The following is a 1,523-nucleotide window of genomic DNA, read 5'->3' as shown; positions in this document are numbered from 1 at the left end:
TCAGAATGAAGACAAACATCTCGCTTGATGTTTGTCTTTTTCTGTTTATTGGTCTGATAGTCCGTCTTTTTGCCAGAATAGTGGCTATTTGGACAAAATAAAAAGGCTTCCCTGTCCTCATTTTTACCAATTTCTTGAGATTTAAACACGCCAAAGTCAGTCCAACCTTATCCTCCATTTTGGACTTGCCTTTCTCTCTTGTGTAACGAAGATTGTGGTACTCTTTGGCTGTCCCAAAGAGGCGTTCAATGGTTTCTTTCCGCTTCTGGTAGAGCTCCTTCATACCTTTCCTGTGCCGAATCTCTTCACAGCTTTCTAAAGCCTCTTTCCAAATGTGTCGAGTTACCACTTTCTGCTTGTTCTTGCTTTCTGTACAAATTGATAGAAGTGGACAAGTAGCACAGATAGCTGAGTCACTCTTATATTCCCGATAACCTTCTCTGGTTGTAGTGCGATAGGTTAAGACCTGATTCTCAGGACAGATATAACAGTCATAGTATTCATCATAGACAAAATCCTTCGAGCGTAGTTTCCCTTTCTTTCCTTTCGGTCGTGTATACGGAAAGACTGGAGTAATCTCTTGTTCTAGGAGGAAGCGAGCGATACTTGGGGTCTTATAGCCAGAATCGGCAACGAGAAAGCTAGGCTGAAAGGGTTGGAGTTTAGCGAAGAGTACAGGAAAGGCCTGGCTGTCATGGACATTGCCAGCCTCCACGCTATAAGCCAGAGTCCAACCATGCTTGTCACAAGCAACCTGAGCTGTATAAGCAAATACTTCCTTATGGTCCCCTTTATGAAACCAGCCACTTTCAGGGTCAGTTGTAGAAATTTTCTTAGCGATGGGTCCCTCCTCTTTTGCGGGCCCTAGCGGCTTTTTTGCATGCTTTTCTCTATCCCTGTTAATTTCAATCTCTAGCTGGTCACTCATAAACTTGGCTTGCTTTTCAATTTCACGATTGATGAATTTACGATTATTCGCCGCAGCCTTGATATGGGTACCGTCAATGAAAATTTCTGTTGGATCTATGAAGCCTGCATTGACGCAGAGACCTAAGATATGGGTGAAAATGCCTTCAATAACTTGTCTATCTTGAAAACGACGGACATAGTTCTTTCCGTAGGTAGTGAAATGAGGCACCTTATCATCCAGTCGAAGACCAAGAAACCAACGGTAGGCAGTGTTGACTTCGATTTCCTTAATGGTTTGACGCATGGAACGAATGCCGAAGAGACACTGAAGGATTGGAATTTTAATGAGCAGAATAGGGTCAAGACTAGGACGCCCTGTATCATCGCTATAGCTATCTGCGACTAAGTCATAGATAAAGGAGAAGTCAATAGCTTCCTCTATTTGACGAAGGAGATGATCTTGAGGAACAAGGTCATCTAAACTGTAGAAACCAAATTGACCGCGATTGTAGTCTGGATTTTCTTTGTGTAACATAGCGATTCTCCCTCTGCTTATTAGCTAGTATTCCTATCTCTATTATACTACTTTACATATGAAAAAGCCGTTAGAAATA

The 1,523-nt window shown here is 42.2% G+C and carries 1 pseudogene; it reads right to left on the bottom strand.

The annotated features are described in order from the left end of the window. Window positions 1-1,444, bottom strand: a pseudogene (locus tag ODU37_RS10635) (IS1182 family transposase); the annotation flags it as partial. Window positions 1,445-1,523: the final 79 nt, after the last annotated feature.

The sequence above is a fragment of the Streptococcus sp. 2021WUSS109 genome (assembly GCF_044427305.1).
Taxonomy (GTDB): domain Bacteria; phylum Bacillota; class Bacilli; order Lactobacillales; family Streptococcaceae; genus Streptococcus; species Streptococcus suis.
This window is presented reverse-complemented; position numbering and strand designations above follow the sequence as displayed.